20 protein-coding genes and 2 pseudogenes are annotated in these 25,929 nt (G+C 57.1%); 17 read left to right on the top strand and 5 right to left on the bottom strand.

Features of this window, described 5'->3' with window-relative positions:
* Positions 1 to 71: 71 nt before the first annotated feature.
* Complete coding sequence (infA, locus tag B2R83_RS02815; RefSeq protein WP_027867080.1) at positions 72 to 335, bottom strand: translation initiation factor IF-1; 264 nt, start codon at positions 333 to 335, stop codon at positions 72 to 74.
* A gap of 338 nt (positions 336 to 673) precedes the next feature.
* On the opposite strand from infA, the gene blaOXA reads away from it, so the two are divergent.
* The 9 genes and pseudogenes from blaOXA to B2R83_RS02770 all read left to right on the top strand — a co-directional run bounded on the left by blaOXA (position 674) and on the right by B2R83_RS02770 (position 9,857).
* Positions 674 to 1,456 (top strand): class D beta-lactamase, encoded by a 783-nt coding sequence (blaOXA, locus tag B2R83_RS02810; RefSeq protein WP_292038178.1) that lies wholly within the window; start codon positions 674 to 676, stop codon positions 1,454 to 1,456.
* 403 nt (positions 1,457 to 1,859) lie between these two features.
* A complete protein-coding gene (leuA, locus tag B2R83_RS02805) occupies positions 1,860 to 3,539 on the top strand; it encodes a 2-isopropylmalate synthase (RefSeq protein WP_292038177.1) in 1,680 nt (559 codons plus the stop codon).
* A 137-nt stretch (positions 3,540 to 3,676) separates the two neighbouring features.
* On the top strand, positions 3,677 to 6,685 hold the full coding sequence (locus B2R83_RS02800; protein ID WP_292038176.1) for a polymer-forming cytoskeletal protein: 3,009 nt from the start codon (positions 3,677 to 3,679) through the stop codon (positions 6,683 to 6,685).
* Between the two features lie 2 nt (positions 6,686 to 6,687).
* On the top strand, positions 6,688 to 7,203 hold the full coding sequence (locus B2R83_RS02795) for a pilus assembly FimT family protein (RefSeq protein WP_292038207.1): 516 nt from the start codon (positions 6,688 to 6,690) through the stop codon (positions 7,201 to 7,203).
* Positions 7,204 to 7,228: 25 nt separating this feature from the next.
* The gene (locus tag B2R83_RS02790; RefSeq protein WP_292038175.1) at positions 7,229 to 7,666 is read left to right on the top strand and encodes a prepilin-type cleavage/methylation domain-containing protein; all 438 of its coding nucleotides are present in this window, start codon (positions 7,229 to 7,231) and stop codon (positions 7,664 to 7,666) included.
* Positions 7,663 to 8,514 carry a prepilin-type N-terminal cleavage/methylation domain-containing protein gene (locus B2R83_RS02785; protein WP_292038174.1) on the top strand — a complete coding sequence of 284 codons (852 nt, stop codon included), beginning with the start codon at positions 7,663 to 7,665 and terminating at the stop codon, positions 8,512 to 8,514. The genes B2R83_RS02790 and B2R83_RS02785 overlap by 4 nt, the downstream gene beginning before the upstream one ends.
* On the top strand, positions 8,511 to 8,984 hold the full coding sequence (locus B2R83_RS02780) for an MSHA biogenesis protein MshP (protein WP_292038173.1): 474 nt from the start codon (positions 8,511 to 8,513) through the stop codon (positions 8,982 to 8,984). The genes B2R83_RS02785 and B2R83_RS02780 overlap by 4 nt, the downstream gene beginning before the upstream one ends.
* Before the next feature lie 55 nt (positions 8,985 to 9,039).
* Positions 9,040 to 9,168, top strand: a pseudogene (locus B2R83_RS02775) (SDR family oxidoreductase); the annotation flags it as partial.
* Between the two features lie 50 nt (positions 9,169 to 9,218).
* Positions 9,219 to 9,857 (top strand): HAD hydrolase-like protein, encoded by a 639-nt coding sequence (locus B2R83_RS02770; RefSeq protein ID WP_292038172.1) that lies wholly within the window; start codon positions 9,219 to 9,221, stop codon positions 9,855 to 9,857.
* On the opposite strand, the pseudogene B2R83_RS02765 reads toward B2R83_RS02770, so the two are convergent.
* Positions 9,847 to 10,569 (bottom strand): annotated as a pseudogene (locus B2R83_RS02765) (RtcB family protein); the annotation flags it as partial. The gene B2R83_RS02770 and the pseudogene B2R83_RS02765 sit on opposite strands and share 11 nt — an antisense overlap.
* A gap of 74 nt (positions 10,570 to 10,643) precedes the next feature.
* Between B2R83_RS02765 and B2R83_RS02760 the strand changes: the two are divergent.
* The 4 genes from B2R83_RS02760 to B2R83_RS02745 all read left to right on the top strand — a co-directional run bounded on the left by B2R83_RS02760 (position 10,644) and on the right by B2R83_RS02745 (position 16,996).
* Positions 10,644 to 13,028 (top strand): hypothetical protein, encoded by a 2,385-nt coding sequence (locus B2R83_RS02760; protein WP_292038171.1) that lies wholly within the window; start codon positions 10,644 to 10,646, stop codon positions 13,026 to 13,028.
* A gap of 127 nt (positions 13,029 to 13,155) precedes the next feature.
* Positions 13,156 to 15,075 carry a hypothetical protein gene (locus B2R83_RS02755; protein WP_292038170.1) on the top strand — a complete coding sequence of 640 codons (1,920 nt, stop codon included), beginning with the start codon at positions 13,156 to 13,158 and terminating at the stop codon, positions 15,073 to 15,075.
* Position 15,076: 1 nt separating this feature from the next.
* Positions 15,077 to 15,589 carry a hypothetical protein gene (locus B2R83_RS02750; protein ID WP_292038169.1) on the top strand — a complete coding sequence of 171 codons (513 nt, stop codon included), beginning with the start codon at positions 15,077 to 15,079 and terminating at the stop codon, positions 15,587 to 15,589.
* 15 nt (positions 15,590 to 15,604) lie between these two features.
* Complete coding sequence (locus B2R83_RS02745; protein ID WP_292038168.1) at positions 15,605 to 16,996, top strand: tyrosine-type recombinase/integrase; 1,392 nt, start codon at positions 15,605 to 15,607, stop codon at positions 16,994 to 16,996.
* An 871-nt stretch (positions 16,997 to 17,867) separates the two neighbouring features.
* Here B2R83_RS02745 and B2R83_RS02740 read toward each other — a convergent pair.
* Together B2R83_RS02740 and B2R83_RS02735 are read right to left on the bottom strand one after the other, a co-directional pair.
* Positions 17,868 to 18,299 (bottom strand): response regulator, encoded by a 432-nt coding sequence (locus tag B2R83_RS02740; RefSeq protein ID WP_292038167.1) that lies wholly within the window; start codon positions 18,297 to 18,299, stop codon positions 17,868 to 17,870.
* A gap of 403 nt (positions 18,300 to 18,702) precedes the next feature.
* A complete protein-coding gene (locus tag B2R83_RS02735) occupies positions 18,703 to 18,948 on the bottom strand; it encodes a response regulator (RefSeq protein ID WP_292038166.1) in 246 nt (81 codons plus the stop codon).
* A gap of 487 nt (positions 18,949 to 19,435) precedes the next feature.
* On the opposite strand from B2R83_RS02735, the gene B2R83_RS02730 reads away from it, so the two are divergent.
* The gene (locus B2R83_RS02730; protein ID WP_292038165.1) at positions 19,436 to 20,608 is read left to right on the top strand and encodes a hypothetical protein; all 1,173 of its coding nucleotides are present in this window, start codon (positions 19,436 to 19,438) and stop codon (positions 20,606 to 20,608) included.
* Positions 20,609 to 21,290: 682 nt separating this feature from the next.
* Positions 21,291 to 22,100, top strand: a complete 810-nt coding sequence (locus B2R83_RS02725; protein WP_051933726.1) for a tetratricopeptide repeat protein — start codon at positions 21,291 to 21,293, stop codon at positions 22,098 to 22,100.
* A 655-nt stretch (positions 22,101 to 22,755) separates the two neighbouring features.
* On the opposite strand, the gene B2R83_RS02720 is transcribed toward B2R83_RS02725, so the two are convergent.
* On the bottom strand, positions 22,756 to 23,085 hold the full coding sequence (locus B2R83_RS02720; protein WP_292038164.1) for an H-NS histone family protein: 330 nt from the start codon (positions 23,083 to 23,085) through the stop codon (positions 22,756 to 22,758).
* A 142-nt stretch (positions 23,086 to 23,227) separates the two neighbouring features.
* On the opposite strand from B2R83_RS02720, the gene B2R83_RS02715 reads away from it, so the two are divergent.
* Positions 23,228 to 23,854 (top strand): tyrosine-type recombinase/integrase, encoded by a 627-nt coding sequence (locus B2R83_RS02715; RefSeq protein ID WP_292038163.1) that lies wholly within the window; start codon positions 23,228 to 23,230, stop codon positions 23,852 to 23,854.
* A gap of 1,084 nt (positions 23,855 to 24,938) precedes the next feature.
* Positions 24,939 to 25,799, top strand: a complete 861-nt coding sequence (locus B2R83_RS02710) for a lysozyme inhibitor LprI family protein (RefSeq protein WP_292038162.1) — start codon at positions 24,939 to 24,941, stop codon at positions 25,797 to 25,799.
* Positions 25,800 to 25,929 lie beyond the last annotated feature (130 nt).

Raw genomic sequence — 25,929 nt, 5'->3', positions numbered from 1 at the left:
TACGGAAGCGAAGTATGCGCGCTTCCCGTCCCCGGGAAGCGCACGCCTGCCTTGCACAGGCTTGAGCGGGATCAGCGGCGGCGCGGCGCCGGACGCGGACCCGAAGGACCGCGGTTTTCGATGTGGCGGAAAGTGATCCGTGCCTTGTTCAGGTCGTACGGAGACATTTCCAGCGTGACACGGTCGCCTGCCAGGATGCGGATGTGGTTCTTCTTCATGCGGCCCGAGGTGTACGCGATCAGCTTGTGGCCGTTGTCGAGTTCAACGCGGAAACGCATTTCAGGCAGGATTTCGGACACCAGTCCGTTCATTTCGATCAGTTCTTCTTTTGCCATGCTAGCTCCTTATGCTGTTGACGGCCCGCGCGGCGCACGGGTCGATGAAACGTCGGTCGCGCCGACCAGCGAAGTGCGGCGGCGTTGGTGCTGATGCTGGCCAGACCGGGGCCAGGGTGGAGAGAGGGAAGCGCGCAGCCTGCACATGGAAACGCAGGAGCGGAGGCTTGGGCGGCGGCGTAGCGCGATGTTGCAGATACGAAACCGAGGGAAGTCGGAAGCGCTGCTTCGACGACAGACAACCAGTATACCAGCGATGGCGCTACGCTGCAGAAAAGTGCCCTGTTCAAATATTGCCCGGTTGCTATACTGCCCACTTTGATGGAGGCGCAACAAACATGAGATACCTGATGGCGCTGGCCCTGATGGCCGGTGTGGTGCTGCCGGGCGCAGGCCAGGCGGCGATCAGTTGCACGCTTCTGGTCGATGCCGCGACCGGCAAGGCCCTGGTGCGCGAAGGCCAGTGCGAGCAGCGCGTGACGCCCGCCTCGACCTTCAAGGTGGCGATCAGCCTGATGGGCTACGACAGCGGCATCCTGGTCGATACGGCCACGCCGCAGCTGCCCTTCCGCGAAGGCTACGTCGACTGGCTGCCGGAATGGCGCACCACGACAAGCCCGGCGGCATGGATGAAGCATTCGGTGGTCTGGTATTCGCAGCAGGTCACGACCCGGCTCGGCGCGGAGCGCTTCCAGTCCTATATCGACCGCTTCGACTACGGCAACCGCGACGCCTCCGGCAACCCGGGCAGGAACGACGGGCTGACCCAGGCCTGGCTGGGCAGCTCGCTGAAGATCTCGGCCGACGAGCAGGCGGTGCTCCTGCGCAAGCTGGTCAACCGCACGCTGCCGGTGTCCGCCAGGGCCTTCGACATGACGGCGGCCCTCATGCGCCATGCGCGGCTGCGCAACGGCTGGGACGTGTATGCGAAGACCGGCACCGGGTCGGAGCCGGGCTCGCCGCCGCATGGCTGGCTGGTGGGCTGGGCCGTCGACGGCGGACGCACGGTCGTGTTCGCGCGCCTGGTGCAGGATGCGCAGGGCGAGAGCGGCCCCCGTGCCGGCCTGCGCGTGCGCGACGCCTTCATGAAGGAACTGCCGGCGCTGCTCGAAAAACTGTAAACGCTTCCGCAACGCAGCATTTTTTGCTTGACATGCGATCCATTCCTCTCGTAGAGTGGATCGCATGTCCTTCCACCTGCATCTGTCGACTTCCCTACCTGCCGCCGGCGCGCTATCGCTGGCAGCCCTGCTACTACGCGCGTAATCCACGCCGTACGTCCCGGCGCCTCCGCCGGCCTGCAAGCAGTCAAGGAAAGTTGTACCGATGTCCAAGATTCCGTTCCACACCCCGTCGTTCTCCGCCACCGGCATCTCGCTGGCAGTCGGCTCGCGCGCACAGTTTCGTCTCCTGCTAAAGCTACTGACCGGTTGCCGGGCCTAGCGTTCGTGGCCCGTCCGGCAGCCTGCCGCCACACCACCGCCCCCACGGGCTCGTCGTGTCACCGCATCAGGAGCAAACGAAATGCTGAAGAACCCCGCCGCCAAATACCGTCCTTTCCCCGCCGTCCAGCTGGCCGACCGCCAGTGGCCCAGCCGCTCCATCACCCGCCCGCCGGTCTGGATGAGCACCGACCTGCGCGACGGTAACCAGGCTCTGATCGAGCCGATGAGCCCGGAGAAGAAGCTGCGCTTCTTCGAGATGCTCGTCAAAATCGGCATCAAGGAGATCGAGGTCGGCTTCCCTTCCGCATCGCAGACCGACTTCGACTTCGTGCGCATGCTGGTCGAGGAAAAGCGCATCCCGGACGACGTGACCATCATCGTGCTGACCCAGGCGCGCGAAGAGCTGATCCGCCGCACGGTGGAATCCGCCGCCGGCGCCAAGCGCGCCATCGTCCACGTCTACAACTCGGTGGCGCCGGTGTTCCGCCGCGTGGTGTTCGGCATGGAACGCGAGGAGATCGTGCAGATCGCCGTCAAGGGCACGCAGCTGATCAAGGAACTGGTGGCCGAGCATCCGCAGACCCGGTGGGGCCTCGAGTATTCGCCGGAATCCTTCTCCACCACCGAGCTGGACTTTGCCAAGCAGATCGTGGATGCCGTCAGCGACGTGTGGCAGCCGACGATCGAGAACAAGATGATCGTCAACCTGCCCTCTACCGTGGAAGCGAGCACGCCCAACGTCTATGCCGACCAGATCGAATGGATGTGCCGCCACCTGGAGCGCCGCGAAGCCCTGGTCATCAGCGTGCACCCGCATAACGACCGCGGCACCGCCGTGGCGGCGGCCGAGCTGGCCGTGATGGCCGGCGCCGACCGCGTCGAGGGCTGCCTGTTCGGCAACGGCGAGCGCACCGGCAACGTCGACCTGGTGACGCTGGCGATGAACCTCTACACCCAGGGCATCGACCCGGGCCTGGATTTCTCCGACATCGACGCGGTGCGCCAGCTGGTGGAGGAATGCAACCAGCTGCCGGTGCACCCGCGCCATCCGTATGCGGGCGACCTGGTCTTCACCGCCTTCTCCGGCTCGCACCAGGACGCCATCAAGAAGGGCTTCGCCGTGCAGAAGGCCGATGCGATCTGGGAAGTGCCCTACCTGCCGATCGACCCGGCCGACCTGGGACGCAGCTACGACGCCGTCATCCGCGTCAACAGCCAGTCCGGCAAGGGCGGCATGGCCTACCTGCTGCAGCAGGAATACGGCCTGGAGCTGCCGCGCCGCCTGCAGATCGAGTTCTCGCGCGCGGTGCAGCGCGTGGCCGATTCGACCGGCCGCGAAATCGCCGCAGCAAGCATCCACGCGCTGTTCGCAAGCGAATACCTGGAACAGGACAGCCCCTGGCAGTACGTGGCGCACCGCATGACCGAGGACAGCGCGCACGGCGTCGAGATCGCGCTGGACCTGACGCGCCACCATGCGCCGCAGGCCCTGCAGGGCAAGGGCAACGGCCCGATCGACGCCTTCGTGAATGCGCTGGGCCTGGACATCCGCGTGATGGACTACCACGAGCATGCGATCGGCCACGGCGCCGATGCGCGCGCCGCCTGCTACGTCGAACTGCGCGTGGGCAGCGGCCAGACCCTGTTCGGCGTGGGCATCGACAGCAATATCGTGACGGCCTCGTTCCGCGCGGTGCTGTCGGCGGTGAACCGCCACCTGGCGATCGCGGGCACGGACGAGACGGCGATCGCCGCCTGACGGCCTGGCGCGGAGGGTGGCGGCGCCCGCTGTTGCGTCCATGCATACACGGTTGTTTCCGTAAGGGAAAAATACGTTGTTGCAAGCAGCCATTCTGGTGCACACTTGGGATTCCATGCTTCAGTGCAGGTCCAACCGTGTACATCCCATCCCTTTTCGCCACGCTGTTTGCCGGCCAGGCGCCGCAGGCCTGCCACGCCTTGCGGCGCTGGCTGCCGGCGCTCGCGTTCGCGCTGGCGGGGCTGCTCGGCAGCGGGGCCACCCAGGCCGCCGTCTTCAACTTCGACGGCAAGCCGGCCGGCGACTGCACCTTGACCGGCAAGGAATACAGCTGTCCCGCGAGTTTCGCCGTCAAAGGCAATGACGAAATCAACATCGCCAGTGGCTATACGCTCAAGCTCAACAGCAGCTTCGCCTTCGGCTGGAACCAGCGCCTGGTCATGCGCGCCGGCTCGCGGCTGGTCTGCACTGGCAGTTTCAGCCTTGCGGACCTGAATCCCACCAGGCTCGACGTGACCGGCGGCAGCTTCGTCGTCGGCGGCACCTTCTACATGGGCAGCTCGGCGCAGTCGATGACGGCCGATGTCAGCGCCAACGCCATCCAGCTCGGCGGCGCACAGGTGACGATAACGGGCAACCTGACGGCGCAAGGGACGATCTCCATCAGTTCCGGATCGAAAATCACGGGCAACATCAGCGGCGCATCGATTACCACCTCGTCGTCGACGACCATTACCGGCAATGTGAGCGCCGGCAGCAGGTTCACGCTCGCGTCGGGCAGTACGGTTTCCGGCAGCGTGACGGCTCCGGTGTTCGACATGCTCTCAACAAAAAGTACCGTGAACGGCAACATCAGCGCCACCACCTCATTCACGATGGGCTCCGAGAATACCGTGATCGGCAACGTCGCGACCGGCGTCTTCGATATGCAAGCCTCGGGCAGCAGGATCAAGGGGAACGTTACCGCCGCCACCAGAATAACCATGGCATCCGGGAACACCGTCGATGGCAACGTCGATACCGGCGACCTGTTGCTGCAGTCTTCGAATGCCCTCATCACCGGCAACGCCAGCGTCAACTGGGCCACGCTGGAGTGGGCTGGACGGGTCGCCGGCACCATCTTCTGCAAGAAGGGCACCGCCACCGGCAAGTGCGACTGCGTGACCAACAACAGCGGCTTCCCGGTCAATACCGCCAATGGCCCGCGTTGCGAAGCCGTCGCAGCCGAGGGACCGCACCACTTCCAGATCGCCCATGACGGCAGCGGCGATACCTGCATACCCGAACAGGTGACCGTGACCGCTTGCGCCAACGCGGCCTGCACCGCGTACTACACGGGAGGGGCGAGCGGAAAGCTCGATCCGCTCGGGGCCGACTTCACGATCGCGCCGGGACAGTCGGCGGTTCAGCTGAGCGTCAACCGGACCGGCGCCGGCACCGTCGTGCTGGGCGTCAGCCAGCAGGACGGCACCACCTGCTACAACACCACGACGCGAGCGGCAAGTTGCGCCATCGTCTTCACCGGCGGCGTCAAGCTGCGCATGACGGTGCCGCACCACCTGGCCGGCAACGAGGTGCTGGCGGCCATCGCCGCGGTCAAGGCCAATCCGCAGGAAACCGCCTGCGTGCCGGCGTTCGCGGACGCGATCCGCAATGTGTACTATGCGTGCAGCTACAGCAAGCCCGCCTCCGGCACCGAGGACCTGACGCTCGGCGGCTTGCCCCTTGCCTGCGGCGGCGCGAAACCCGTCACGACCCGGTTCACAAACGGGGTGGCAAGCCTGACCCTGCGCTACCCGGATGCCGGCGAAGTCGCGCTGACGGCGACGATGGAGGACGGCACCATTACCGGCAGCACCCGCTTCACCGTCGCGCCGGCCGGATTCAGGCTGAGCGCGCCCGCGGCGCCGCTGCGCGCCGGCGCCAACGTCGATATCGTGGTGGAGGCGCTGAACGCGGCCGGGGCGCCCACGCGCAATTTCGATACCGCGAAGCTGAACCTCGCCGGGGCCACCCAGCATGCGGTCACGGTCGACATCGACTGCCGCGCCCAGGCCGGCATGCCCGGCGCCTTCGCCGTGCAGGGGGGCAGTTTCACGAACGGGGCGGCAAGCTTCGCCACCAGCTGGTCCGAGGTGGGCAGGATCGATATCCGGGCGAGCCTGAAGGACTTCCTGGGCATCGAGGACCTGGATGCCTCGGGGTCGACCAATACGTCTTCCTTGCCCTGCGCCGGCAAGGTCGGGCCTTTCATTCCGCACTACTTCAAGGTGGAGCTGGCGGACAAGGAACGCGCTTTCTATTATGCGAAAGAACCGTTCACGCTCAAGGTCAGCGCCATGAACAAGAATGGCGAACTGACCTGGAACTACGGCGCGGGCCTGAGCGAAGACTTCACGCTGGCCGCCAACGATGGCGCCGGGACTGCCTTCGCCACGGCGCCGGGCAGCCTGTCCGGCGGCGCCATCGCGGCAAGCCAGTTCAGCAACGGCGTCGCCACGGTCGCGCCGAGCTACGCCTTCGCCGCCATGCTGACCAGGCCGACCAGGATCCGCCTGCGCGCCACCAACGGCAAGGCCGGCGCCAGCCTGGTGAGCTCGAACCACGCCGCCGCCGCCGATGCCGAGACCGGCGCCGTTCCGGAAATCCGCAGCGGCCGCCTGCGCATCGCGAATGCCTTCGGCAGCCGCGGCAGCAAGCTGTCGCTGCCGGTGATGGCCGAATACTGGACGGGCAACAGCTGGATGCTCAATACCGACGACAACTACACCAGCATCCCGCTCGATGCATTCTCGATCAGGTCTACCGAGCAGGCGTCCGCGCCCGCCACCGCGGCGCCCTTCAAGGTGAGCGCGGCCGGCAGCGGCAGCCTGCAGCTGGCGAAGGGCATGAAGCCGCTGCACGTGCAGGAGGCCAGCGGCCGCGCGGGCTGGGGTGACGTCACGGTGAACCTGGGCACGGCCGCCGCCGCGCTCTCCTGCCTCGGCAACGTGCCGGGCTCGAAGGCGGCCGCCCTGGAATGGCTGCGCGTGCCCAACGCCTGCAGGACCGACCAGCCCTTGCTCGATCCGTCGGCGCGCGCCACCTTCGGCGTGTTCGCGCCCGAAACCAGGCGCATCATCCACGTACGCGAGGTGTTCCGGTGAGGATGGCAAAGCGGCGCCAGGGCGGTTTCACGATGGTGGAACTGGTGACGGTCATCGTCCTGATCGGGGCGCTGGCGGCCATCGGCATCCCCCGGCTGCTGGGCGGGGATACGATCGGGCCGCAGGTCTTCGGCGACCAGCTCACCAGCGCGCTGCGCCTGGCGCAAAAAACGGCGGTGGCGCGCCGGCGGCTGGTGTGCGCGACCCTCGAGGGCCAGACGGTGGCGCTGCGCATCCGCCAGGCTTCCGGGCTGCCGGATGCGGGGCAGGCCGCGTGCACGCTGGGGATCGGCGTCGACGATGCCGACCATACCGGCAGCGGCGGCAGCACCGTGGCCGGCGGCGGCGGCTTTGCGGGAGCGGGCGCCATTGCGCTCTACTTTCACCCCGACGGCACGGTGACCCGCGATGCCGCCGGCACGCTTCCGGTCGGGCCCGCGGACGAGATTCGCGTGGTCGAAGGCGGCGCCGTGCGCCGCACCCTCAGGATCGAAGGGAGCACCGGCCTTGTCCAGTAAATTGTCAGGCAAGCCAAGCAGGCGCATGGCGGGCGTCACGCTCGTCGAACTCATCATCGCGATCGTGATCGTGGCCGCGGTCGTCGGCGGACTGGCGAGCGTCCTCGCCGGCGTCACCCGCGCCAGCGCCGATCCGGTCGTCCAGCGGCAGATGCTGGCGATCGCCGAAAGCATGATGGAAGAGGTGATGCTCAAGCCGTATGCCGAAGGCTCCGGACAAGGCGGCCGCGCGCAGTTCGACGACATCTGGGACTTCAACGGCTACAGCGCCAAGCCGGTGACCGACATCGAGGGCACCCCGCTGCCCGGCCTCGATCGCTATGCCGTCAGCGTGAGCGTCGATGCGCTGGAGGCGGGCGGCCTGACAGGCATCGGGACGGCCGGCGACGCCGCGCGCATCCGGGTGACGGTGCGCAATGGCGACGACAGCCTTACGCTCACCGGCTGGAGGACGCGCCTGTGAGAACCCATGCATGGCGCCAGGACGGTTTCACCCTGGTCGAACTGGTGGTCGTGATCGTGCTGGTCGGAATCGTCGGCGCCTTCGTGTCGATGCAGCTGGGGCCGAGCATCCAGGCCTACCGGGCGATTGCCCAGCGCGCGGCCCTCACCGACCGGGCCGAGACCGCGCTGCGGCGCATCGCGACCGAGGTGCGCAGCGCAGTGCCGAACTCGTTGCGCCAGATCTCGCCGCAGTGCGTGGAACTGGTGCCCACCATCGACGGCGGGCGCTTGCGCGGCGGTCCCGACGTCGCCAATCCGGCCGCGCCGGGGGTGTTCCTTGACCAGTTCACGGCCAGCACGCAGTTCGACGTGCTGACCAGCTTCACCAATCCGGTCTCCGCCGGCGACCTGGTCGTCATCGGCAACCAGAATACCGATGACCTGTACAACGGTCTCACCGTAGCGACCATCGGGGCGGTCGAGAAGACCCCCGGCGCCGGCACGGGCGAGCACCGCATCACGCTCACCCAAGCCCGTACCCTGCCGCAGGGCTACGATGGCGGCCGTTTCGTCGTGGTCCCGGCCGCCCAGCAGTCGGTGGCCTTCGTCTGCACCGGCGTCGAGAGCGGCGTCGGCAGGCTGCTGCGCATTACCCGCAATGCACTGTCGTCTGCACCCAGCTGTCCCGCCGACACCCTGGCAACTGCCGCGGTCCTGGCCACCGGCGTTTCGCACTGCGCGTTCAGCTATGCGCCCAACCTGGGCGCAACCCAGGAAAGCGGTTTCCTGCAGCTCCAGCTGACCCTGCGCGAAGGCGGCGAAAGCGTGCCGCTGACCCTCGGCGCCCACGTGGACAACCTGCCATGAGACCAATCAGGCAACAGGGTTTCGCCTATATCGCGGCGATCGTCCTGCTGGTCGTGGCGGCCGGGTTGACGGCCGCCATGCTACGGCTGACCTCGACCCAGCAGAGCACCGTCAACCAGGCGCTGCTCGGCGCGCGCGCCAGCTTGGCGGCGCGATCCGGGGTCGAATGGATGATCTACCAGATCGTCAACGACGGCAAGACCGCCTGCCCCGACAGCACGACGCTGTCCGACTTCCATGGGGAGACCGGCTTCCGGGTGCAGGTGTCGTGCAGCTCGCGCGCGTTCAACGAAGGCGAGTCCGCTCCGGGCGTGGCGGTCGAAAAGCACATCTACCAGATCGATGCCGTGGCCTGCAACGGCGCGGCGGCGTCCTGCCCGGACGACGCGGCGGTGTCGTCGCCGGACTACGTGGAGCGCAAGCGCAGGGCAACGATCTGCATGACCAAGGACGGCAAGGACTGCTACTGAGCGCGGTTGTTGGAGGAGGGAGAATGGTCCATCATGGCAGCCTCCATTCAAGGTTGCGACGCTGCCTCCGCTCGCGCGGCTGGGCGAGCCGGGCGATATCGCGCGCATCGTGTGCTTCCTGGTGGGCGAGGAATCGGGATGGGTCAACGGCCAGGTGCTGCGCGCCAATGGCGGCACCGCCTGAACAGCGGGCGCTATAATCGGCAGCACCGATACCGCTACCGGCCTGTTCCCATGTCCTACCGTCTCGCCATCTTCGACTTCGACGGCACGCTGGCCGATTCCTTCCCCTTCTTCATCAGCGTGTTCAACCAGATCGCCGACGAGCTCGGCTTTCGCCGCATCGCCGCGGAGGAAGCCCAGCGGCTGCGCCACCACGATACCCGCACGATCATGCGCCACGTCGGCATGCCGGCATGGAAGCTGCCGCTGGCCTCGCGCAGCTTCATCGGGCTGATGCGCGAGAACGCGGCGCGCATCCCGCTGTTCGATGGCATCGGCGAGGTGCTGCACACGCTGGACCGCGAAGGCGTGCGGCTGGCGATCGTGTCCTCGAACTCGGAGCAGAACGTGCGCCTGGTGCTGGGCCCGCGCCTGAGCGCCTTGTTCGGCCACTACGAATGCGGGATGTCGATGTTCGGCAAGGCCGGGCGCATCCGCAAGGTGGTGAAGCGCGCGGCGGTGCCGGCGGCGCATGCGCTCTATGTGGGCGACCAGGCGCTGGACGCCGACGCCGCGCGCCGGGCCGGGGTGGCCTTCGGCGCGGTGAGCTGGGGCTATGCGCCGATCGAGGCGCTGCGGCGGGTGGCGCCGGACCGTGAGTTCGGTACGCCGGCCGAGCTGCTGCACATCGCCAGAAGCGTCAACCCTTGACGCACACCACCTGTTTCAGGGTGTGCACCACCTCGACCAGGTCGCGCTGCGCATGCATGACGGCGTCGATGTCCTTGTAGGCCATCGGAATCTCGTCGATCACGCCTTCGTCCTTGCGCGATTCCACCCCTTGCGTGGCGCGCTCCATGTCGGCCCGCGTGAAGCGGCGCTTGGCCTCGGTGCGGCTCATGACACGCCCGGCGCCATGGCTGCAGCTGTTGAAACTTTCCGGGTTGCCCTTGCCGCGCACAATGAAACTCTTGGCGCCCATCGAACCGGGAATGATGCCGAGCTCGCCTTCGCGCGCCGACACCGCGCCCTTGCGGGTGACGAACACGTCCTTGCCGAAGTGCTTCTCCTTCTGCACATAGTTGTGGTGACAATTAACTGCCTCCACATGCGTCTCGAATGGTTTCGGGATCACCTCGCGCATCGCGCGGATCACGTTGTGCATCATCACTTCGCGGTTAATGCGCGCGAACTTCTGGGCCCAGCCGACCGCCTCTACGTAGTCGTCGTAGTACTGGGTACCTTCCTTGAGGTAGGCCAGGTCCTGGTCGGGCAGGTTGACCATGTGGCGCCGCATGTCCTGGCGCGCCAGCTCGATGAAGTGGGTGCCGATGGCATTGCCGACCCCGCGCGAACCGGAGTGCAGCATCACCCACACGGCGCCTTCCTCGTCCAGACAGACCTCGACGAAGTGGTTGCCCCCGCTTTTCCTGATTGACAATCCATTGTCAGTTCTCGACAATGTCTTTTAATTTGTTGATTTCAAAGGAAGAAATTATGACTGCGACTCATGACGGTTGCATCTCGGGACTGACAATTGTCAGTAAAAGTCTCCTGCGGATGACCACTGAACAATGGAAGTCTCCCGCCTCTCAGTTTCAACGCCTCACGGGTCGCGTGTTGGAACTACTGTTAGATGCAGCTAGCGTCGGGTCGTCGCACAGTCATACCAAGCGCGTCGTCTTACTTTTTGATTGCTTTTTGAGGGTTATCGATGAGCTACCGATAGCTTCGGCGATCAATTTCACCACCGAGCGCTTCCAAACACTGCAGATTTTATTCTACGGAGCCTTAGGTTCGAAGAAGTTCATAGACGTTTCGCCAGCGACTCGAGTTACTTGGGCATACCACTTCTACCAGGTCATGAAGCACTTGAATTCTAAGACCCCCGTTAATCTAGCCGACCATCACCAAAAAGCGGCCCAAGCTGTACCGGAAGACTTCGTTCAAGCTTTTGAGCAGCTGAAATTAGATGACGAGCAGTGCCAAAATTTGCAGCCTTATCTGCTTATATCTAGTTCTGGAATCGAGTACAACGTTCTGCTACGAGAAATGGTTCCTATTCTCGGTGAACGCTTCACAAATCAGTTTCACGATGGATTACGTTCAATAGCGCGCCGAAAGGCCAAAGATACTGCACTCAGGGACTTTGGAACTACGTTCGCGCGGTTTGTCTGTCATCAAAAAGAACTCAATAAGCCAGTCTCCCCACGCCTCCTTGCAGACCGCTATTATGTTCAAACTTTTCTACTTGAATTCATGGAATACCATTTCAAGAAATATATACGCCGCACGACTGTGGCTCAAGAAGGGACGCTCAGCTCTCTTCAAAAATTATGGTCACGTTATGAAAAATATTGGGCATCTCTCGTCAAAGAGGAGATTGTAGCTGCCCCATTGAGCGCCTTCCCTGCTGGTAACCCAAGCCTTCTATCCGGCACATCAGTCGGCCACTTAAAGGTTAAGATCGATACATCTGGCGAATCAACTCTTGTCACTCAAAAACTGATTACAACTGTTCCGCTAAAATTTACTGACGAAGAAGCTACGCAGCTCCTTTTCAGACAGATGAAGGCTGACTTTTCTAAAGTTCAAGGTTGGCTTCGCGATCACATTGATGAGTTTTTCCATGACCATCATTTAGGAACCATTATGGAAGAGGAAATTGAAATCCTCCCTCCGAAGGAGGAAATTGAATTAGCCACCCGGTCAACCTCAAACGAGCCAGGTTTTGCGCTTGCAATAAAATACTTCAAGGAGGTTCATGGAGGCTACACCGACACTTCCCGCCACCCGACCGTTGTCTATCCGGACCTTGCTGCACGTAGTCGTATTTCGAAAGAACGACTTGCTCGATACTTGGGCATCCCAAGTCGACGAGAAGCTTTGGCTCTAATTGGGCTTCTTGCATCCTACGACGGTCGCTTTTCTGAGTCTGCTCTAGCTACCGCGAAATTGCTCAGCACCAGCGGCAGACGAACAAATGCTGTTGAAACGGACGGTGGACTCACGCTTAGCGTGCTAAAACAACGCGACGCTAAAGACGGCTGGCAGCATGTTACCTTAAAGCATGAAGCGGCAGAGCTAGTCCGCAAATGGATTGAAGTAACAACCCCCTTACGTAATTACATGAAGCGTAACGGCGTTGCAGGCTGGCAGAATCTTATTCTATATACTGGCAACCCGTTGGGGGCTCCCGCACACTTTACCCGCAGTAGCAACATTAATTCCGCCTTTCGGCATTTTGCGCTAACCTACGAAGCAGTGCTCGGGCAACTGGCCAGTTACGTCACTATTCCTAGGATCAAGTCAACTCGCGGCGTTTTGGTTTTCCTCGAAACTTTGGATATCACGAAAATGGCAAGTGAGCTAGGCAATACTAACGAAACTTCGCTAAGACATTATCTCCCTGATGCCATCTGGAACTATTTTTCTACCCGTTGGTTGCGAATTTTCCAGAATCTGCTTATTGTCGAGGCTACCAAGGATACGCCTTACATGCAGCGTGCTTTGCACTTCAGCACCGCTGATGAAATGGACGAGTTTTTGCGCAACCACGCTGTATCTCCACTTATACCTAATTTAGACAAAGTTTCTGAAAAACCAGACCGGGATCCAGAAGTACAGGCGGCGAGCGAACTGATGGTCGTTGCAAGCCCGGGATTATTCGCTGTCCTTTTATCAATATCGGAGGCAGTCGCACGAGCAGAAACACTAGAACGTGAGATTACTCCACAAGCACTCTACTGGACAGAGTTTACCAATCGACTCAAGGCGCACGTCGAGAGCGCGGCATTCCACGACCGAAACATTAAAAGAATGATGGCTGCTGCAGCAAACTCCTCGAACCCGGATAATTTTATGAAGGTGGTTTGTGCATAGCCCTCTGCCACGCGAATTGGATTTCCTTAGCAAGTTCCGCGTTACAACTGGATCTCTTGATTACGCTGTCTGGCGCATTAGTGCGTTCGAAGCGGAAGTTTGGGAATGTTCTTTCGGAGGCAATCCCTTGCACATTGACTTCCGAAAAACCATCAATGATGGCTCTTTGCTAACACATCCGAAAAATAGTGCGCTGCTAAAAAACATTAAGCGGTTTCTTTGCCTGCAAACCCATCCAGCACTTACCGGGAGCATCACGGTCAACCTTACTTCTGCACGTATGCTTGTCAGCATAGCGCTGCATGTAGTGGACTATTTTCTTCTTAAAAGTGCTGAGATTAATTTAGCGAAAAAAGGCTTCAGTTTGGTTACGGCGGATGATGTCATGCTGTTTGTTGACGTCCTCACGTCGAATCGTTCTATCAAATCTAGCATATATGCACCGATGGAACGGATCAAGTCGCTTCTCGATAGTGTTGATGTATCTGCCGAGGACTTAACCAAGGCTTATAAGAATTGGCCAGACCTATTTGAACTGAGCGACACTCATTCAGATGGATCGATCCATTGCAAAGAAAAAATTTTAAAGATCAGAGTATGGCTTAAACTTAACGACGTTTACTCTCCAGGCAATTATTCAGGATTAAACGAGTTCAAATATCGAGTAAATCGCACGCGACTACTTAGCCTTGCCATAGGCGACCGGGTTCTTTCAAAATTAAAATTTGATGGACTAAATCTGGCCGATCTTGATGTTGCCCCTTCACGCAGGTTCCACCAAGAATTGCTGGCCGTTCCGGTAAATAACCTTGATGAAGATGAGCGAGCGAGTGATGAGTACGTCGGATGCTATATTGCAGCGCTCAACAGCATGCGCGTCGCGCGACAGCATGGTGTCGATCTTATTTCAGAGCGAGCGCTCACTGTGTTGGACGAGTCCGCAATTTTGCGTAATGAGAAAACGAAGGAAAGGGCACGGTTCACAACCCTGCCTTTTGAGGTTGCTAATTCTTTGTTCGGCCACGCAATCGAATTCTACCTTGAATATGGCACAGAGTTAGTCGACTATTATTTAGCACTGGCGGCAATTCGTCTTGATATTCGCGAACTCTCGATCCCTGTTCCTGAAAAGCTGCAAGCACTTGGGATTACCAACTGGAGAACCTCAGCTAAGACACCTGCAGAGTTCTTTGCTGAGCTTAGAGATGGACAGAACCTCTACAATATGCTCGAGGTCCTATACGGAGCCATTGCAATTATAGTTAACACATTGATGGCGCGGCGGGCGTCAGAACTTGAGAGCCTTACTCGAGAAAGTGTCGTCGAAGACAATGGATGGTATTTCCTAGCATTTGATCTAAGAAAGGCAAATATTATGGAGCACCGTGAGCGTTCAATCCGGCCGCTGCCCTACATTGGAGCTGAAGCACTTAGATTGTTGGGGAAGATGTCGGACAAATTAGAGGCAATGGGATACAAGTCCAGCAAATACCTTTTTGGCTTTCCTTTCAGCGCTTGGCATAGCAACCCGCCGTTCTATGGCTTATGCCAGCCTGATTTACGCCGATGTTTCGACCGCTTCTGTGATTTTTATCAGGCCCCAACAGATGAAAAAGGTCGGCGCTATTATATTAGGGCACATCAACTCCGCCGCAACTTCGCGATGCTTTTCTTTTGGCAAGGATCGTTTGGAGGTATTGAAGTCCTGCGCCATTTCCTTGGGCATAAGAAGCCGTCGTTCACCTACCGCTACGTTACGGAAGCAATCCCCGGGCGGGCCTTGAGACGTGTTAAGGCGACGGTAGCTAAAGACATGATCAAAGTAGACCATTCAGCTACCGAAGCTCTTGCCGAGTTGATTTGTCAACGATATGGATTAACTCTTGATGATTTGCACATCCTGCCGGAAAGAGATGTAGTTGACTATGTTGAAGACCTGTTAGCCTCCGGAGAAGCGGAAGTTGAGCCTGAGTTCTTCGAAGGCCAGCACGGAGAGGAGTACCGCATCTTGTACAAGGTCATCAAAAACCCAAACATCGGCATGTGAGATGATTAAAACAGCACATGAAATGGTGTCTCCGAAGTCTGCATCAGTAAAGGCAGAGTTTGAACTCCTCAAAGAGATTGTCAGAAGTCCTCATTCGGTTGATGAGAAGCTTCGGGAAGCCGTTGTTCCGGCTCTGGCAACCCAAGGGGCCTTAGCTGCATTCGAATATGCCGAGCGCGGGATAGTCTCGATGTCGCTCAATACGCATAAGGCGATTGCCAATACCGTTGTTGAAGGAGGATATCAGGTAGTAAATGATTGCAGGAAAGCAGCCCTTGAGAAACTAAAGGAGCATCAAGAAGTAGGCAGCCGCATAACCCGCGGAACAATTGATTGGTACAAGAAAGAACTTGCCATGAAAAATAGACAACTCGACCGAATTGTTGACGATATCGCATTTATGAGCACGCGCCTCGACGAGGTTATGGCCTTGGCACAGGAAATGGCTATAGCAGCCGGCAAGCTGGACGAATTCATGAAAAGGCATGGTCAATTACTGCGAAAGTTCCGATAACCGCGGCAATTAATAATGATCAATCAGAATAAACTGTATTCGCTCACAACAGCAGACCTCAAACTCCCACTACACGCCGGGCGCGGATACCCTGCGAATGATGTTCCCCAACTGTTCTGGCCTGATGGAACAGTGTGCTGGTTGGCGAATATGTACCTCTTAAGCGGATACAAGAAAGGGAGATCTAGAAGAAATAACGGAGGAACACTTTTGACTTGGGCAAAAAATCTGAGTCATATTATTCGGTGGTGCCATTTAAATAAGGTAGACTTTATAGATCTTACTGACAGTCACTTTGCAATGTTTGTTAATAGTCTAAAAATCGAAAAGGACAGCGAGGATCCCACACAAAAAAAACGCCAAGACACGCAAGTCGCTACCATCTGCTCGACCATCTTAAGCTTTTTGGAATTCTTAGACAAGCGAATAGTGGGCTTGAATCTCATCGGCCCGACCTCGAAAATTAGAGCTGAAAAGAAAACATTTCAGGTAGTGTCGAAAAGTGGTAGACGTATCAATCGCTCCGGCTGGGTACACGAATCCATTCCATCAGCCAGAAAAACTAGGCGGCGCCAGCCAATATCGACTTCTGCGGTAAATCGGCTCTACGAAGCAAATGCTGCCATGGATGCGAGTCCGTTTATATCGCGCCGAAGGTATATTATGCTTCGGCTTCTCGAAATTACAGGTGGTCGGCGAATGGAAGTGGCGCTTTTAACTGTAAAGGATATTGAGAACGCGACCAAAACCGGTGAACTTCAACTGTTTAATGCAAAAAAACCGGGAGATACCTATCGCGTGGTACCTGTCACGCAGGCCGACCTAAAAGAAATTCTATCGTTCATCAAACATTATCGACACCGAGTCATTCGAAGCACTATTGGCCTCTCTAATGACCATGGCTCTCTCTTCATTGGCGCGGAATCAGGCCAGCCTTTAGAAATCAATACGCTCACTACAGAATTATATTTAATTAGAAAGGCGGCGGGAATTGAAGACGAGGAAGCCTGCCTTCACTCTTTCAGACATCGTTTTATCACAAATGTTTTCAGAAATCTGATTAAAACACATCATTATCAAAATGAAAGTGAACTACGCCGCGCCCTTCTTTCGAGTGAAACACTAAAGCTTCAAGTGATGGAGTGGACTGGCCATAGTAGCATTGAGTCCCTTGACCATTATATCCATCTAGCATTTGAAGCAGAATCGAATTTTCAAATGACTCTCGACTTACTGCAAGCAAAGAAGGTCGTTGATTCTTTATATGTAATACTCGTGGATTACAATAAAAGGTTTCAGAGCACAAAGTCTAACCCCGACTTGCTACGGTCGTTAAAAGAGACAATCGCTGCTGCAGCGTCAGAATTACACGTCTTGCTTAGTCAGCCGGAATTAGACGAAGAATAGATGCGGGTGTCGCTAATTCGTTGGCACTATGATGGCACCCTTGTGCCACTCCGTCATATTTATGTGATCGCACTATCGCTGTGGCTATTAATTAGCCGATCAGGTCACACTGCCCGCAGATTCGCACGCCGCAACGGCGATGCAGCTCATCGGCATTTTCATACAAGCTCGCCCGTACGCGCTTTGTCACGATTCGTACAAAGCTACGATATGCTCAGCCTTCAGTGCTGACCGTCTAGCGCCAAGGTTCGCCAGCGGCTGAGATTCGGATCGCTGTTTCAATACCATGGTATGCCGGACGACATCCGTGGGTGGCATGCAATAACTATTTCTGCGGTTATGTCTGCATCTTTTCAGCAGCACAGCCTTGTGCCGTTGCTTCTGGCTTGCGACGGCTTTGTTGCACAAATCGGGCTCGGTCAGCGTGGAGCCTGGAGCTCGAGCCGCGTAAGCACAGCTGTAGACGTTCTCTAAGAAGTATCCGAACCACGATTGCATGACAAGCCGCATGATGGCCAACAGGTTGAACCGGCGGTGACAAAACCCGATAATGTCTGAGGCCTTCGAGCCCGTCAAAGCGATAGGGAGTCAGCGCGCGAATAGCCCATCAGGGGCCAGTACCTGAAGCAGGTGCAGCAGTACGAGACCGGATATACGTGAGCAGTCGTACCTCACGGCCTGAAGACGGATTGTGATATGTAGATATCGTAAAAAATAGTCTTAAGTCAATGGAGGCTGCGCGGACTATTGACAACATAATGTCTGCTTTTGGCCGAACCCAGCCGTTAAGCTCAGCATAGCAGCTCGCTAGGGGCAAAAAGTCGTAGACTGTCATGATCGACCGTTACCGACCCGTAGCAGACATTGTTACCTATTGCTGAACGCTCGTCGAAGATCCCGCAAAGTTGACTAGTTGCAGCTTCTTACCATGAAGCAAGGCCAAGCTTGCTAATATTTGGATAAGGGAGTCAAACGCCGCTGGTTTAAGCAGATACTGAGTAAAACCAGCGTTTGCTGCCTCAGCTTCAATCCCAGTCCAGTAAAAACTCGTCAAGGCAACGATATGTGCGTCCTTTACTTGCGGTATTGACTTCAACTGATGAGCAATCTCAAGACCATCTACCTCGGCAAGTTCAGTGAGAATCATGTCAGGCTTGAACGTCGCAGCAATCGCTAACGCAGTCGTGCTGTTGCTCACGGATCTAACTTCACAACCAGCCAGCTCAAGGAGGACAGTCATGATGCTACGGAAATCGTCGCAAGGCTCAATGAGCAGAAGCTTGAAGCCTGTTGCTGTAGACATTTGCGCTCACCGTTAGCATAAGATGCGCTGAATTGTAGGGGAACTCCTACATATTGTAAGTATTTTTTACTTACAATCTTCTCTAAAGGGATAGAAATTGCGTCTGTTGAGTATGCTTTGCACCACATTGAGCTAACGAGGCAGCTGGTGAAGTTTGTACGTATGTATGGTCGCGCAGGGGCGCTTACATATCCGCTCTTGGCAAATCTCGACCGTTCAACTCGGCATACCAGGTCGTCGTGGCAGAAAAATCGCAGACTGTCACGAAGGACCGGATCCCACCCGAAGCGGACGTTCGAGATACCTAAATAGCGGAGAGGATAGCGAGCAATCTAGCAGTGGCTACAGGTTTGACAAGGTGATGGTCGAATCCAGAAGACAGAGCGCTGATCCGATCACTTTCCTAACCATACCCAGCAACCGCAGTAAGCACTGTACTCTGGTTTTCGGGCTGCCCCCGTAGTCGACGGGCCAGTTCATTGCCATCTATCTCAGGCAATCCGATGTCGAGCAGGCATACTTGTAGTCGGTCGACCTTGGCGCGCTCCAAGGCGTGAATCGCACCGTGTTCGACCCGCACATCGTGCCCCATCGCTTCAGGAAGCATTTTGAGCATTGCTGCGGCATCTGCATTGTCATCAACGACCAAGATGGGCCGCTGCTGGGCAGGATATATGCGACGAAGCCCATGAACGACTTAGAGCGCCTAACGAAACCTCTTATCCGAACTGGCAGCAACAACCTCGTACGATGAGCCGAGGTCCGCAATCAAGAGCAGACGTATGCCGGATCTGGGTATTGATTTGCCTACCGCAATCGAGGAAAAAGGTGGCCGTGCCTGTGGCCCTAAGCCATCTACTTCTTCATCTTGATCAATTGTCGATTCCTTCGAGCTGGCTAGTCTGAATCAACCAGCAGCCGACAAGGTACAGTGGTCAGCTGACGGGCCGGATGTGCGAGCCGTGCGTAGTCAGCGCCAGGTCCGGTACAACAAGCCCAGCTTTTGTGAAAATTGGTTAGATTCCAGCCGGAAACTGGTGCGACAATCATAACTTTGTGCGCAACCGATGCAGGCCTGGGGTAGTCCTGAGCCGATCGTGCGAGCGTCGACGACCCACTAAAGAAGGCCTGAAATCATGCAACGCTTTACCAACGCGACTATGCTCGCCTCGCTCCTTCTCCTGGCTGGCTGTGGCGACACCCTCGACTTCCGCAATGCCGAAGTATCGAACGGTGCAATCTACGCAGCGGGATCGAACACCCCTTTCAGCGGAAACCTGACCAACATTCCATATGCCCGCCTGCCAGTCGCTCCGCTAGGCCGGGTGATCAAAATGACCGCCACCGCTGGCGGCGACCAGGCGCTGTCTGAGGCAGTGCTCGGTAACGCAGTTGCGGCAATGCTCGGAAGCGGCAACCCGTTCGTATGTGACGTCAAGGTTTCGGACGGCGCGCTAGACGGTGCCGCAAAGTGCAAGATCAATGGCAGCAAGTCGGTGGTCTTCGACCTGGCATTCAAGCAGAACCAGGTCGACGGCGACGTAGTCATGTTCCATCCCGACGGGAAAGGGGCCAAACGGGCAGAAGCGACGTTCGTAGACGGCAAGCTTCACGGCGCGCTGAAGATCTATAGTGCTGACGGCAAGATTGTTGTGAACTCGGCGAACTTCGAGCATGGCCTCGGCGAGGGAACAGAGGAGATCCGTCACCCTCGCTCCGGCAGCCTCATCAGGCAGGTGAACTGGTCTGGCGGCAAACAAATCGGGAAAGAGAAGTCGTGGTCGGAGGATGGCACCCTGCTTACGGACTTAGAGTGGAACGACGGCAAGCAGAACGGCATCCAGAAGCAGTACGACGACACCGGCAAGCTTATGCTCGCTGACCTGACCTGGAAGAATGGCAAAGCGACCGGCATGCAGGTGACCGGATACCACGGTCCGAAGTCGGGGTATCACGTCTACCATCTCAAAGATGGCATCAACCACGGGGAGCACCGCGCCTATCTGGAAAAGCGCGACGCTAGCGGCATCTATCTGGACAAGCTCGAAACCTTTGTCGACGGAAAGGTTGATGGCACCGTGACTTACTACAAGGAGGACGGCAGCGTCTCGTCCACGGAGACGTATGCGCATGGAAACTGGGTGTCGAATCAGGGAGAGCAACGGCAGGCTGCGGAAAGCGGCGCCAATGACGCTCCAGCATGCCTGGATAAGAAGATCGCAGCCTACCGCGGCGAGTTCGGCGAGGATGCCATGATCAAGGCCGACGTCCTGAGCGAATGGGAAGCCGACTGCAAGGCGAAGCAATGACGGCGGTCAATACTACCAATGGCTGCGGGTCAGCCGTATGCTACGGCAGGTCCGGAAGCTAAAGATCTTTCCTCTGTTCGTGGCGCAGGCCGAGCTTGGTCGGAACTATTGTCACACCCGCGGCACTCGGCGCTGCGGGTGATGCGACTGGACATTTGTAGAAGCGTTCGCGTTAGGTCGGTTGCAGACGTCCAGATAGATTTGCAATCGGCCAGAAGCAGACATTTGTCAATGGTCAAAAGATTCATCACTGGATGAAAACAACTCTCCCTAGAAAAATAAAAATGTCACTGGTGCTGTTGGTAATTCGTTCTTGCACTGTCTGATGAATGACTTCCGCTATCGGCCCAGCAGTAGGCGCGCTCATTTAACGAATGCTCAACCAAGAAAAACTTTAAAGAATTACTTTGCCAAAGGTGTCACGTTCGCCAGTTCAATATTGCAATGGCCGTCTTGCAAGCCTGCTGGAATCCAGCTGCGCCGCATTTCGTCCCAACTGGCACCGGCGGTCCGCTCGCGGTTACAAGGACACCCAGGGTGTTCCTGAAATCGGCAGACAAGAAAACAAAGGCAGCTAGACGGTTGCATTTCTTGCCAGTACCATTGCATGATGATTGACGTCGCATGTATGGCGTCCACGCCGGATCGAAAGGTTCGGCAATTGCCAATTGAAAGTTCGTAGATGAAGAAGATAATACTGATGACGGCGTTCTCGCTGCTGATGAATGCCGGTCTCGCTTGCGCAAGCACTTTTGACGATGCGAAGGAGGCATACAGGCGGGGCGATTACAAGCAGGGGATATCGATACTGAATCAGCTTGCCACGCAAGGCAATCCGGATGCGCAAGAGGCGCTCGGCCAGATCTACCAGCGCGGGCAAGGCGTCAAGGTGGATTTCTCTAAATCGGAGAAATGGTACCGCTTGGCGGCTGGGCAGGGCAATGTGCGTGCCCAGCAAAGCATAGGGTGGATGTATACGTTTGGAATCGGCGTCCGGAAGGATGTGGCAGAGGGCATCAAGTGGTCGCGCCTGGCAGCGACTCAGGGAAATGCCAAGGCACAGTACGTACTCGCGACGATTTATTCCGACAGCAGTAGCGACGCGCACGATGCCGCGGAGGCGGTCAAATGGTATCGGCTCGCCGCCGCACAGGGCGATGTAGCGTCACAGGTTGAGCTTGGAGACATGTATTCGCAAGGAAAGTCGGTGTTGCAGGATTACGCCGAGGCACTCAAGTGGTATCGGGCGGCAGCAGCGCAAGGCAATGCCCCGGCTCAGGTGTTCCTCGGGTACATGTACGGACTGGGACGCGGCACAGCGAGGGACTTAGTCCGCGCCCATATGTGGGCCAATCTCGCAGCGGCCACCGGCAGCAGGCCGGGTATCGAACTGCGCGATGAACTGGCGAAAACGATGTCGTCCCAACAGGTGGCAAGCGCTCAAAAGATGTCCCGCGACTGCCAGGCGCGCAAGTTCAAGAACTGTGACTGAACAAACCAACAGAGCGCGACCGCAGGCGCGGCGTGCTGTGTGAATCCAGGCCTAAACATCATGCTAGAGCGCGACAACGAGTACGGTGCCCACCGCTGATGGCGGTGAAAAATGCGCCGCGGCCGTTGCCGCGGGGCCAAGCACAGCCCGGCCGGGAACTGGCTTTGGGGTCAGAAGTGGACGATATCACCATGTCTGATAAAACGTCTATAGCTCAGCTTCAGCAGGTATAGTTTGTACTTAATTTCAGGAACGAGTCTAGCGCCGTCATTCTTGCACGCGAGTTTTTCAACACAATAGACCGAAAGCGGACTCAAGCAGATCTCCCATCGATGCACATCGTCGCAGTCTGCAGTGCAATTGCTGGATCCATATCATGGTCGGAACACATAGGCTCCTACAATGCACTGATGACTACTCAGCTTAAACCCGACCTCCACCGCAAGGCTAAGTTGCTCGTTGCGGCTGTTCAGTTAAGGAAGACGCATGGGTTGCTGTACGCCATGCGGCTTCTCGAGGACCATGGCTTCGCCAACGTGGTTATTTGGGAGGTACTCAATCTCATCCCGCCGGAGACAACCAAAGAACCCTCACAGTCGTAAAAAGGTGTGAAACCGCGTTGCTCTAGCGATGGAAGCCAGGTCAACGCCTGCTGCTAGATGCGGAAGTCATCCATCGATTTTCCGCTAGCAAGCCCTTCTGAAATCCACTTTGGCTGGCGCCCACGACCAGTCCAGGTCTGACCATTGTCACTAGGGTTTTGATAGCGCGCCTGAACCTTCTGCCCCTTGCTGCCCTTCGGTTTTTTGCTACCTGCAGCAAGCAGTTCCTCTACTGAGACCCCTGCCTCCTGAGCGATTGCCAGGATTTGTTCCCGCGCCTTCTGCAAGTCTTGGTGCTGCCGACTCTTGATTTCCCTTTCAATGTCATGCTGCAGGCCCTTCAGTTCGCCAAGGTTGTAGCCTGACAGATCAATATTTGCCATTTACGATATCCCTTCAATTTGGTTGAATGTGTTGCGCACTTTGTCGATTCTACTACGCGTCATGGGCAAGCTCGACAGCGATTGAACTGACTTCACTCAGCTAACGTACCAAAATTAGGCCTTGCTCACTGAGGAGGTCGACATGAACACAATTAGTGATACCGCTAGCCGGAGTATTCCCTGGAACAGAGGACGTCTGGTCGGTCAAAAGTTGCCTTTGAAGCTGAAGGAAATCTGGGCGATAAGGATCAGACTGCAGATTGCTGAACGCTCAAGAGATCTAGCGCTTTTCAATCTCGCAATTGATAGCAAGCTCCGCGGTTGCGACCTGGTTAGTTTAAAAGTAAAAGACGTCGCTCAAGGTGGCAGCATATTTCATCGTGCGATTGTTATGCAACGGAAGACTCACCGGCCTGTTCAGTTCGAAATTACGGAGCAGACTCGCCAGTCAGTTCAAGGCTGGATCGCAGCCGGTGAGCTAACATCGAACCAGTATCTGTTCCCGAGCAGAGCAAAGAACTCGCGTCATCTCTCGACTCGTCAGTATGCGCGCATCGTCGCCAGATGGGTACGATCCATCGGCTTGGATCCAGCGGCGTATGGAACCCACACCATGCGGCGGACGAAGGCGACATTGATCTACCGTCGTACGAAAAATCTTCGTGCTGTACAGCTGCTTCTCGGCCATACTAAGCTAGAGAGCACAGTACGCTATCTCGGCATTGAGGTCGACGATGCACTCGAGATCGCTGAGCAGACCGAAGTCTGACGTACGAAACAGAATCTGTCGCTTGAAAAAGCTCGTAAGTGGCCTTGTCGCCAAGGCCGCTTACGGCCAAGAGCGGACCTAAGCTGTTTCAACTGCTAGGAATAGGGCCACCTGAGGATCCCGACATCGAACATTACAGGACCTGACGCGGGGCTCGACAGCCCCGTCAAGCATCTTGGTTTATCAATGGTGTCGAGATGGAAAGTCGGCGACCTTATATTTGGGACGAAAACGCACGACAATTCGGGTATTGAATTCGATTTTGAAAATCTGCAGACGTCAGATGAGTTAGTACTAGCAGCTCGCAATTTTTGCGCTCTTGGTCAACTAAAAATCTGTCTTTAGCAATGTATGGCCTGGACGGCTGGCTCTCGGTAGGCGTAACGGTAGGTGATGCCAAGCAATTTACTATACATATTAAATTCTCTGCTGATGACATGCTGCTTCTTGACAGGTTGGGGATTGACTTACGCTTGACTGCTTACCCGACTTCGGACGAGGCAAACGAGTCGGATAGCTAGAGCACCTGGAGGTCGCCGGTACGCATGCCCTGATGACCGTCAACGTTATCGCGGCTGATGCGGAGGGCAAAGAACGCAAACTCTGCGAGCTGGTGCTGGCTTAAAGTAGCCTAGCTGGGCGCCCGGCCCAGTTGACGAACCGGCATCCACGCCGTGTTTTGGCACCACGACCTTGTCGAATAGGCCAGCAGCGCGTTCGGCCAGCTCGCAGCGCTGGCCGAACGGGGGAGCGAAATCGAGTTCTCGCTTCTATACTACTGCCCCGAGCGGGTCGGATGCAGGTCGAATCAGATCGAGCGCTAGTCTACAGACAGGCGCGTACTGCCCGAGACCGCCGGTCACATTGCGGTCGCAACGCGCGATTTCACGCGGCCAACCAGTGTGCTTCAATCAAATGTACACATTCGCCGCAAGGCTTTGGCAATGAACCTGCTTAAATTCAAATGTGTCATGCTCAGTGACAAAGCGTGACTATTGGAGAAATTCGAGCATGATAGACTGCCATTCAGATGCTCAGCAACATCCGTCATGACTCCAGTTAGGTACTTAAAGTGAGGCAAGAAATGCATTTCAGCCACGTTCGATATTTTGCTTGTGCGATTATAGGCTTGCTATTCGTCTTTTCAACGAAGTCTTCAATTGGAGCGGAACCGATTCCTGCGACGAATTCAGTACTTTGGGCTAACTCTTATGTCGGAAAATCTACAAATGAATTTTTCGCAGACAGGCGAAGCATGGCGCTAATCACATTCAGCGTTCCTAGCAACATAATCGAAAATGTAACCGAATCCCTGGGCGGACCTCCGAATCCCGTCATCAGACCAAAACATGGCCAGTTGTTTGCATCTGCATGTGCGCCGAGAAATTGCTTACAAAAAGGATTTGTTTGGTTAGATATCGAAAAAAAAGTAGGTCTAGGGGGATATGTTTCAAATGGCACTTTGAATGTGGGGTCCAAACAACTGAACGCATCGGAACTTCCTCCAGACGCGCTTCGCGCAATCCATAATTGGGTAGGCGAAAACGACGTCCCGTTTGAATCCGTATTATTCTATTTTGATAAGCAGAAGGCCAAAACGTTACAGGCCAAGGATTTCAAAAACTCGCTGGCATATATACCCAAACCTTCGGGGCCGTCATTCGAATGCAAGCGAGCTTTGACACCAGTCGAGAAAGAAATATGCGCGTCGAAGTCTTTATCTACTGCCGACCTCGAGCTGTCAAATCTTGCAAAAATGATAAGGCAGAGCCACAGCACCAGTAGTGCTCGTCAACAATTAAAATCAGTACAAAAAAATTGGCTGATCGCGAGAGACGCCAAATGCATTAAGCAAACCGATGTAACGGATTGCTTGTCAAAAATGTACGAGCAGCAGAATGAATTCCTCAGAAACTGGACGCCGAGTCAACAAACGCGGTTTTAATCAAAACCCGGGGCGAGTGTGCTAACCAAGTGGAATATCTAGTGGCCGACTGATGCTGAACACAGGTCCAGTCTATTTTAAAAACGTCAAGCTTTGTGTTCCTGAGCAGGCTTTGTTGAGCAAATCGAGT

This window comes from Massilia sp. UBA6681 (assembly GCF_002454935.1).
In the GTDB taxonomy this organism is placed as follows: domain Bacteria; phylum Pseudomonadota; class Gammaproteobacteria; order Burkholderiales; family Burkholderiaceae_D; genus Telluria; species Telluria varians.
The sequence above is the reverse complement of the archived record's forward strand: the minus strand, read 5'-3'. Positions and strand labels throughout refer to the sequence as shown.

What these genes read in the sequence shown, in the direction of transcription:
- B2R83_RS02730 (WP_292038165.1), top strand. Translation starts at nt 19,436, where the DNA reads ATGCAACGCTTTACCAACGCGACTATGCTCGCCTCGCTCCTTCTCCTG.
- B2R83_RS02780 (WP_292038173.1), top strand. Translation starts at nt 8,511, where the DNA reads ATGAGACCAATCAGGCAACAGGGTTTCGCCTATATCGCGGCGATCGTC.
- infA (WP_027867080.1), bottom strand. Translation starts at nt 335, where the DNA reads ATGGCAAAAGAAGAACTGATCGAAATGAACGGACTGGTGTCCGAAATC.
- B2R83_RS02710 (WP_292038162.1), top strand. Translation starts at nt 24,939, where the DNA reads ATGCATTTCAGCCACGTTCGATATTTTGCTTGTGCGATTATAGGCTTG.
- leuA (WP_292038177.1), top strand. Translation starts at nt 1,860, where the DNA reads ATGCTGAAGAACCCCGCCGCCAAATACCGTCCTTTCCCCGCCGTCCAG.
- B2R83_RS02760 (WP_292038171.1), top strand. Translation starts at nt 10,644, where the DNA reads ATGACTGCGACTCATGACGGTTGCATCTCGGGACTGACAATTGTCAGT.
- blaOXA (WP_292038178.1), top strand. Translation starts at nt 674, where the DNA reads ATGAGATACCTGATGGCGCTGGCCCTGATGGCCGGTGTGGTGCTGCCG.
- B2R83_RS02725 (WP_051933726.1), top strand. Translation starts at nt 21,291, where the DNA reads ATGAAGAAGATAATACTGATGACGGCGTTCTCGCTGCTGATGAATGCC.
- B2R83_RS02770 (WP_292038172.1), top strand. Translation starts at nt 9,219, where the DNA reads ATGTCCTACCGTCTCGCCATCTTCGACTTCGACGGCACGCTGGCCGAT.
- B2R83_RS02790 (WP_292038175.1), top strand. Translation starts at nt 7,229, where the DNA reads ATGGCGGGCGTCACGCTCGTCGAACTCATCATCGCGATCGTGATCGTG.
- B2R83_RS02745 (WP_292038168.1), top strand. Translation starts at nt 15,605, where the DNA reads ATGATCAATCAGAATAAACTGTATTCGCTCACAACAGCAGACCTCAAA.
- B2R83_RS02750 (WP_292038169.1), top strand. Translation starts at nt 15,077, where the DNA reads ATGATTAAAACAGCACATGAAATGGTGTCTCCGAAGTCTGCATCAGTA.
- B2R83_RS02720 (WP_292038164.1), bottom strand. Translation starts at nt 23,085, where the DNA reads ATGGCAAATATTGATCTGTCAGGCTACAACCTTGGCGAACTGAAGGGC.
- B2R83_RS02740 (WP_292038167.1), bottom strand. Translation starts at nt 18,299, where the DNA reads ATGTCTACAGCAACAGGCTTCAAGCTTCTGCTCATTGAGCCTTGCGAC.
- B2R83_RS02715 (WP_292038163.1), top strand. Translation starts at nt 23,228, where the DNA reads ATGAACACAATTAGTGATACCGCTAGCCGGAGTATTCCCTGGAACAGA.
- B2R83_RS02795 (WP_292038207.1), top strand. Translation starts at nt 6,688, where the DNA reads ATGGCAAAGCGGCGCCAGGGCGGTTTCACGATGGTGGAACTGGTGACG.